Annotated in this window: 6 protein-coding genes; 4 read left to right on the forward strand and 2 right to left on the reverse strand. The window is 68.8% G+C overall.

Annotated elements, in window-relative coordinates:
* Nucleotides 1–117 precede the first annotated feature (117 nt).
* The gene (locus ACFU5M_RS33510; protein ID WP_379055468.1) at nt 118–591 is read right to left on the reverse strand and encodes a gamma-glutamylcyclotransferase; all 474 of its coding nucleotides are present in this window, start codon (nt 589–591) and stop codon (nt 118–120) included.
* A gap of 174 nt (nt 592–765) precedes the next feature.
* On the opposite strand from ACFU5M_RS33510, the gene ACFU5M_RS33515 reads away from it, so the two are divergent.
* The 4 genes from ACFU5M_RS33515 to ACFU5M_RS33530 all read left to right on the forward strand — a co-directional run bounded on the left by ACFU5M_RS33515 (nt 766) and on the right by ACFU5M_RS33530 (nt 5,875).
* The gene (locus ACFU5M_RS33515) at nt 766–2,169 is read left to right on the forward strand and encodes an NAD(P)H-quinone dehydrogenase (RefSeq protein ID WP_379055470.1); all 1,404 of its coding nucleotides are present in this window, start codon (nt 766–768) and stop codon (nt 2,167–2,169) included.
* 339 nt (nt 2,170–2,508) lie between these two features.
* Complete coding sequence (locus ACFU5M_RS33520) at nt 2,509–3,516, forward strand: hypothetical protein (RefSeq protein WP_379055472.1); 1,008 nt, start codon at nt 2,509–2,511, stop codon at nt 3,514–3,516.
* A 74-nt stretch (nt 3,517–3,590) separates the two neighbouring features.
* Nucleotides 3,591–4,601 (forward strand): hypothetical protein, encoded by a 1,011-nt coding sequence (locus ACFU5M_RS33525; RefSeq protein ID WP_379055474.1) that lies wholly within the window; start codon nt 3,591–3,593, stop codon nt 4,599–4,601.
* A gap of 95 nt (nt 4,602–4,696) precedes the next feature.
* The gene (locus ACFU5M_RS33530) at nt 4,697–5,875 is read left to right on the forward strand and encodes a PLP-dependent aminotransferase family protein (RefSeq protein WP_379055476.1); all 1,179 of its coding nucleotides are present in this window, start codon (nt 4,697–4,699) and stop codon (nt 5,873–5,875) included.
* A 421-nt stretch (nt 5,876–6,296) separates the two neighbouring features.
* Here the strand turns inward: ACFU5M_RS33530 and glpK are convergent, their stop codons facing one another.
* Nucleotides 6,297–7,796, reverse strand: a complete 1,500-nt coding sequence (glpK, locus tag ACFU5M_RS33535; RefSeq protein ID WP_379055478.1) for a glycerol kinase GlpK — start codon at nt 7,794–7,796, stop codon at nt 6,297–6,299.
* Between the last annotated feature and the right edge of the window lie 49 nt (nt 7,797–7,845).

Here is a 7,845-nt window from a genome sequence, read left to right on the forward strand (position 1 = left end):
TGGGTTTTGGTCGGTCGTTGGCGTTGCGGTGTGACGTTGGCGTTGCGGTGTGACGTTGGCGTTGCGGTGTGACGCTGGCGTTGCGGTGTGACGCTGGCGTTGCGGTGTGACGCGCGGTCAGCCGAAGTTGCCCGGGCCGACGTTCCGGCTGTTGCGGGTGCGTAGGGCGTGCACGTAATCCTCTGGCGCGCCCGCTTTTTCGGCGGCGTCGGCGATCACGCCGATGTAGCGGGCCGAGGGCAGGCCGCCCTCGTAGGCGTCCAGCACGTAGAGCCAGGCCAGCGTGGGTTCGCCATTGTCGGCGTTGCGGGTGACGCGCAGGCGGATCTTCTTGTGGATGCCGAAGTCCGAGCCCTCCCAGCGGTCCAGCCGCTCCTCGTCCTCCGGCGACACGTCGTAGAGCACGACGAACACCCGGGAACCGGGATCCTCGACGACCGTCGCGAGAGGCCCTTCCCAGCCGATGTCGTCACCGGCGAAGGTCAGCCGCCAGCCCTCCAACCAGCCCGTCCCGGACATGGGGGAGTGCGGACAGCGCTCGAGCATCTGCGTCGAGTCCATGTTGGACCCGTAAGCGGCATAGATCGGCACCAGCAAAGGGTAGCCAATAATCTTCACGGACCGCGTTCGATTGCCGCACCTGCGGCGCGGCGCGCGGCGGGGAACGGTTGCGCAGCGGTAACGCGGTCGGTAGTGCGAGGCGGTTGGCGGATAACGTTTACCTCGCGCCGGAGATCCCGGCGCGAAGCACGAGCGGAGGTATCAATGACCCGCATCGCGATCATCGGTGGCGGACCGGCCGGCTATGAGGCGGCCCTGGTGGCGGCCCAGCACGGAGCGTCGGTGACGCTGATCGATTCCGACGGGATCGGCGGCGCGTGCGTGCTGTGGGACTGCGTCCCGTCCAAGACCTTCATCGCCTCGACCGGCGTGCGCACCGACCTGCGCCGCGCTCGCGATCTCGGGATCACCCTCGACCCCACTCAGGCGCAGGTGCAGCTGGCCGAGGTGAACGCGCGCGTCAAGGCGCTGGCGCTCGCGCAGTCCTCCGATATCCGCTCGAAGCTGCAGACCGTCGGGGTGACCGTGCTGGCGGGCTACGGCTCGCTGATCGACCGCGGCGGCGGCATGGCCGCGCACCGGGTGCTGGCCGAGTTGGCCGACGGCGCGCAGCAGACCATCGAGGCGGAGGTCGTGCTGATCGCCACCGGCGCGAGCCCGCGTGTGCTGCCGGGCGCGGAACCGGACGGTGAGCGCATCCTCAACTGGCGTCAGCTCTACGACTTGGAGGAGCTGCCGGAGACCCTGGTGGTCGTCGGTTCCGGTGTGACCGGCGCGGAGTTCGTCTCCGCTTACACCGAGATGGGTGTGCGGGTGAAGCTGGTCTCCAGCCGCGACCGCGTGCTGCCCGGCGAGGACGCCGACGCGGCGCTGGTGCTGGAGGACGCGCTCGCAGAGCGCGGCGTCGAACTGGTCAAGCACGCGCGGGCGGACGCGGTGGAGCGTACCGCCGACGGCATCGTGGTCAAGCTATCCGACGGGCGCACCGTTTCCGGCTCGCACGCGCTGATGACCGTCGGCTCGACGCCCAACACGGGTGGCCTCGGGCTGGAGCGGGTCGGCATAGAACTCGACCGCGGTGGTTACCTGCGGGTGGACCGCGTGTCGCGCACGTCGGTGCCCGGCATCTACGCCGCGGGTGACTGCACCGGTCTGTTGCCGCTGGCCTCGGTGGCCGCGATGCAGGGACGCATCGCGATGTATCACGCGCTCGGCGAGGGCGTCAGCCCGATTCGCCTGAAGACCGTTGCCTCCGCGGTGTTCACCCGGCCGGAGATCGCGACCGTCGGCGTCAGCCAGACCGCGATCGACAACGGTGAGGTTCCCGCGCGCACGGTGATGCTGCCGCTGAACACGAACCCCCGCGCCAAGATGTCGAGTCTGCGACGCGGTTTCGTCAAGATCTTCTGCCGTCCCGCGACCGGCGTGGTGATCGGCGGCGTCGTCGTCGCGCCGATCGCCTCGGAGCTGATCCTGCCGATCGCCCTTGCGGTGCAGAACAATTTGACGGTCAACGACCTGGCCCAGACCTTCTCGGTGTATCCGTCGCTCACGGGTTCGGTGACCGAGGCGGCGCGATTGCTGATGCGGCACGACGACCTCGGCTGACCCTTTCTGGCGCCTCCGGTGCCGTGTCCGATCCCGGACACCATGCCCGGTGAACTCGGGGCAGGCGCGGGATGCGGGCGCTCTTGCCACTCATGGCTATTCGCCGCGTTGCCCATCGTGCGCACATGTGGTTCACTTCCGGCAGAGATGCGATCGAAGGACGGTCGCGGAGTTCGGTGTGGGGGGAAGGGTCCTTTCCGAATCGGCACGGCGAACGGCCCGGGTCGTTCGACGATCAGGCGTCTCACCCAGGGACAACTGCATGCGACCGATTCGGCCGCACCCGGGAAGGAAGCGCGAAAAGTGAAACATCGTAAGCCGAGTCGGGCGCAGCGAGCGATGGCGAGCACCTCGTTGCCACTGGCCACAGCGGCCGCCGTGGCCACTCTCTTCGCTGCGCCTGCGGGGGCGGCTCCCAACGATCCGACCACTCCGCCGACGCCCGCTCCGACGCAGCCGGGCGTGAACGAGTCGCCGAGCACCCCGGAAACCACGCAGCCGGAGCCGAACAAGCCGGAATCCAAGCAGGATACGGAGAAGCCGGAGAGCAAGCCGACGCCGCGCCAGCCCGGCGTCACCACGCCGGAGTCGGACCACGCCGCGCCCGACCAGAAGGATCCGAAGCTCGCGAAGCCGACCCAGCCGGGCGTGACCCCGCCGCGTGTCGCGCCGCTGCCGGTCCCCGGCCAGCAGAAGCCGAGCGATCCGCAGGCCGCGGTCTCGCCGGACCAGGCCGCGCCGCAGCCGGGGCAGCAGGCGGCTCCGGAGCCCGGCCGGCAGGCCGCGCCGCAGCCGGAGGCCCAGAGCGACAACACCCAGGCACGGCAGCCGGAGAGTTCCACGCTGGTACAGCCGCAGGCACAGCCGCGCTGGCAGGCGCCACGGATGGAGGCCGCTCCGGCCGCTCCGGTCGTCGAGATGACCGGTCCGCACGCGGAGATCGGCGCGAACATCGATGGCGGCGCGTTGCTGCCGGGCCACGTGGCCAACACCCACCACTTCAGCAACGAGGCGGGCTACGTCGGCACCATCGGCTACCGCACGCCGACCGGCGCGGGTGAAGCCGGTGTCTCGGTGGAGTTCGTCGACAAGAACACCGTAAAGCTGACCACCTACACCGGTGGCGAAGGCCTGGCCTCGAACAACACCACCGCGGTGTTCGACACCACCCAGCTGAACCAGGCCAAGGCCGCGGTGGAGGACTGGATCCGGGAGCAGCCGGGCGGCGCGGCCGCCCTGGAAGCCGCCGCACAGGTTAAGCTTCCGCTTCAGCCGGGCGACTTCGCTCCGCAAACCGTCGACGTGGGTGGTGCCACCACTCAGTGGGGTGGTTCACTCCAGTACTGACACGTGCTGTTTTTCGACGGGTGGGGCGGCCGTTCGCGGCCGCCCCACTTGTGTGTCCTGGGAAAGGATTGGGTGTGACCTCCGAGGGTGATGCGAGGGAGAACGAATCCGACCAGTCCGGTTCGGAGTTCGGTCCGTCGTTGGGGGAGTTCGGGCCGCCGGTTTCCGAGTTCGGGCCGCCCGTTGCGGAATTCGGTCCCCCGATGGGCGCCGACACCGGCCCTGGGTGGCAGGTGCCGCAGCAGGCGGCAGACCACTCCGGACTCACCTGGCGCCCGGCAGGCGAGCCGGAGACGACGCCGGCGCTGCCGCCGCAGTTCCGTGCGCCCGAAGCCACGCACTATGTCGAGCCCGCGGCAGTCGAGCCCGAGCAACCCGCCGCGATGTCCGCGCGCCCGCAACCCAAGGCTGGTGATCAGCAAGACTCCTCCTGGTGGAATCAGCCGACTGCCGAGGGCGGCGTTCCGAAGCCTCCGTCGCCCTCCGAGTCGAGTCTGTCCTGGGCGGAAGACCCGATCGCCATGCGACTGGCGCTGCGCGTACCCACCACACCGGCGCCTACCCGGCGCTCGGGCTCCTCGTCGCGGCGGGTGGTGCTCGGCGCGCTCGCGGCGGTCGCAGTGCTGATCGCGCTGACGGTGACGATCATCGCGGTCTCGCGCGACAACGGGGACGGTACAGACCCCACGGCCTCTGTCGGCACCACCACGGCGGCGTTGAGCTGCCCGTCCCGCAAGGACGGCAAGGTGACCATCGGCAACGGCGCAGGTGACACGACCAGCGGTGTAGGTGCGATCTTGGGCTTTCAGAACGCGTTCTACGTCGCGCGCAACGGGGATCTCGCTCGGTCGTTCGTAGCGCCGGACGCGAACTTCTCCACGGCTGCCGAACTCCAGAAGGCCATCGACGAGCAGGTCCCGGTAGGAGCGACGCATTGCGTGCGGATCACCGAGGTGGGCCCAGACTTCTTCGATGTCGATCTGACCGATCATCGGCCCGATGGCACCACGATCGTGTACCCGCAGAGGGTCACGACCGTCGATCGGGACGGCAAGAAACTGGTATTCGCCATCGTAGAACGGTGATTTTTTCCCACATATTGAGAATCTAATTTCACATTTTGGTAGCTGACATGAAACAGTGAGGGCTCGCGTACCGTGACGTCCTTTCAGGAGGTTTCATGTCGGCGACCACCCCACCGCTGGCCCGGCGTCTCGGCGGCCTGACGAGTTCGGCGATTCGCGATCTACTGAAGGTGGCCGCGCGCGACGACGTCGTCAGTCTGGCGGGCGGTCTGCCCGACCAGCAGTTGATGCCGCGTGACCGGATCGCGCAAGCCGCGGAATCGGCGCTGGCGGATCGCGCACGGCTGCAGTACACCGAATCGGCGGGCTGGGGCCCGCTGCGTGACGTGCTCGCGGAACGAGAGACCGCGCGGCTGGGGCGGCCGGTGCCGCTCGCGGAGGTGTTCGTCACCCACGGTTCGCAGCAGGCGCTGTCGCTGCTCGCGGAGGTGCTGCTGGATCCGGGCGCGCTCGTCGTGGTCGAGGATCCGGCGTACGTCGGCGCGCTGCAAGTGTTCCGTGCCGCCGGATCGCGCATCGTGACCGTTCCGCTGGATGCCGAGGGTATGCGGGTCGACGCGCTGGCCGACCTGCTCGGCCGCGGCGAGCGGCCCGCGGTGGTGCACACAGTGAGCAACTTCCACAATCCGCGGGGTGTCACCATGAGCCCGGCGCGTCGTCGCGAACTCGCCGAACTCGCCGAACGGTACGGATTCTGGGTGATCGAAGACGATCCATACGGCGAGCTGTGGTTCGATCGCCCGTCGCCGGAGCCGGTCGCGGCCTATTCGCCGCACGTGATCCGGCTGTCGAGCGCATCGAAGACGCTCGCCCCGACCTTGCGGGTGGGCTGGATGACCGCGCCCGACGCGGTGTGCAGGGGTGTGGAGCTGTCGAAGCAGGGCGCGGACCTGTGTGGATCCGCCCTGACCCAGCAGATCGCCGCCGAGTTGCTCGCCGACGCGGAGTGGCTGGGGGCGCATGTGCGGGAGATCCGGCGCGTCTATGGTGCGCGAGCGCGTGTCCTGGTGGACGAGCTGCGCGTGCGCTTCGGTGACCGGCTGGTGAGCACCGACGCCGCGGGCGGCATGTTCGTGTGGGTCGACTTCACCGATGGCACCGACACCGTGGACCTGTTGCCCCGCGCCATCGATCTCGGCGTCGCCTACGTCCCCGGCGATGCGTTCGCGGTCTCCGGTGCCCATCGGAATTCGATGCGTCTGTGCTTCACCACCTCCGAGGCGGCGACGCTTCGAGAGGCGGTCGCACGCTTGGCGCGCGCGATAGGTGAATAGTCTCCGGCGACAACAAGTTTCGATTGCCTCCTGATGGATTTACCCGATAGGGTTGCTGACATCCAATAGGAGGGGAGTAATTCTATGATCGGGAAATTCTTCGCAAGCATGGTGATCGCAGTCGGCATCGTCTCGCTGGTGCCGGGTGTCGCTTCGGCGCACCACTGCCAGCCGGTGACCACGTGGTGCCATCCGGGCTAGCCGAGCCGTCGGCCGGAACTGAGTCACGGCTGTCTCGATCGGGCCGGTTCGATCTTCGAACCGGCCCGATCCTCGTCTCACGGGTCTACCGCGAGGCCGGGTCCACGGCCACACTGCCGCCGCACGAAGTAGTCGGAGTCGGTTCGCAGCGGTCGCTGGTCGCGTCCCGGCCGGTCGGAGGGATGTGGCACGGCGAGAGGAGTCGGACCCGCCGCGGTCGTCAGTCCACCCAGCCGTAGGTGCGCTCGACGGCCTTGTTCCACGCGGCGTAGCGCTCGGCTCGGTCGGCGTCCGGCATGGCGGGGCGCCAGGTCTTGTCGGCGGTCCAGTTGTCGCGGATGTCGTCGGTGCCCGCCCAGTAGCCGACGGCGAGACCGGCCGCGTACGCCGCGCCGAGCGCGGTGGTCTCGTTGACCACCGGGCGCACCACGGGCACGTCGAGGATGTCGGACTGGAACTGCATGAGCAGGTCGTTGCCGACCATGCCGCCGTCCACCTTCAGCGTGGTCAGCTCCAGACCGAGCCGCTGGGACTCGGCGTCCGCGCGCATCGCGTCGACCACCTCGCGAGTCTGGAACGCGGTGGACTCCAGCACCGCGCGCGCGAGGTGCGCTTTGGTGACGAAACGGGTGAGCCCGGCGATCACGCCGCGCGCGTCCGGACGCCAGCGGGGCGCGAACAGCCCGGAGAAAGCGGGGACGATGTAGGCGCCACCGTTGTCGTCGACGCTGCGGGCCAGCGGCTCGATCTCGTCGGCGGCGGAGATGATGCCGAGGTTGTCGCGCAACCACTGCACCAGCGAGCCGGTGACCGCGATGGAGCCCTCCAAGGCGTACACCGCGTCCGCGTCGCCGAGGCGGTAGCACACCGTGGTGAGCAGGCCGTGCTTGCTGAACACCGGCGTGGTTCCGGTGTTGAGCAGCATGAAATTGCCGGTGCCGTAAGTGTTCTTGGCCTCGCCCGGCGATAGGCAGGCCTGGCCGAAGGTGGCGGCCTGCTGGTCGCCGAGAATGCCCGCGACCGGCACCCCGGCCAGCGGTCCGGAGCCGATCGGCGCGTAGACCTCCGAGGAACTGCGCACCCGCGGCAGCATCGACTCCGGCACGCCGAACTCCGCGCAGATCTCCGGATCCCACTGCAAGGAGCGCAGATCCAGCAGCATGGTGCGTGAGGCATTGGTCACATCGGTGATGTGCTCGCCGGTGAGATTCCACAGCACCCAGCTGTCGATCGTGCCGAAGCACAGCTCGCCGGCCTCCGCGCGATCCCGCACACCGGGCACGTTGTCCAAGATCCAGCGCAGCTTCGGCCCCGCGAAGTAGGTGGACAGCGGAAGACCGGTGCGATCCTGGTAACGGGCCGCTCCCGCGTCACCGCCCAATTCGGCGCACAGCCGGTCGGTGCGGGTGTCCTGCCAGACGATCGCGTTGTACACCGGCCGCCCGGTCGCGCGGTCCCACACCACTGTCGTCTCACGCTGATTGGTGACCCCCACCGCCGCGATGTCCTCAGCGCTGAGCCCGCTGCGCTCCAGCACCTCACCGAGAACGAATTCGGTATCGCGCCAGATGGTTTCGGGATCGTGTTCCACCCAGCCCGGTCGCGGGAAGATCTGTTCGTGCTCGCGCTGGGCGACGCCGACGACGCGTCCCTGCCGGTCGAAGACGATGCACCGACTCGAGGTCGTGCCCTGATCGATGGCGGCCACATAGCGACGCATCCGTGCAGTGTATTTTGGCCGCGACTTCGTCGCGGCGTGTTCGCGGCCC

Origin of the sequence: Nocardia sp. NPDC057455 (assembly GCF_042802775.1) — a bacterium.
Classification (GTDB): Bacteria; Actinomycetota; Actinomycetes; order Mycobacteriales; family Mycobacteriaceae; genus Nocardia.

Excerpts from the sequence above, each read along its gene's own strand:
- ACFU5M_RS33515 (WP_379055470.1), top strand. The coding sequence starts at position 766 with ATGACCCGCATCGCGATCATCGGTGGCGGACCGGCCGGCTATGAGGCG.
- ACFU5M_RS33520 (WP_379055472.1), top strand. The coding sequence starts at position 2,509 with ATGGCGAGCACCTCGTTGCCACTGGCCACAGCGGCCGCCGTGGCCACT.
- ACFU5M_RS33530 (WP_379055476.1), top strand. The coding sequence starts at position 4,697 with ATGTCGGCGACCACCCCACCGCTGGCCCGGCGTCTCGGCGGCCTGACG.
- glpK (WP_379055478.1), bottom strand. The coding sequence starts at position 7,796 with ATGCGTCGCTATGTGGCCGCCATCGATCAGGGCACGACCTCGAGTCGG.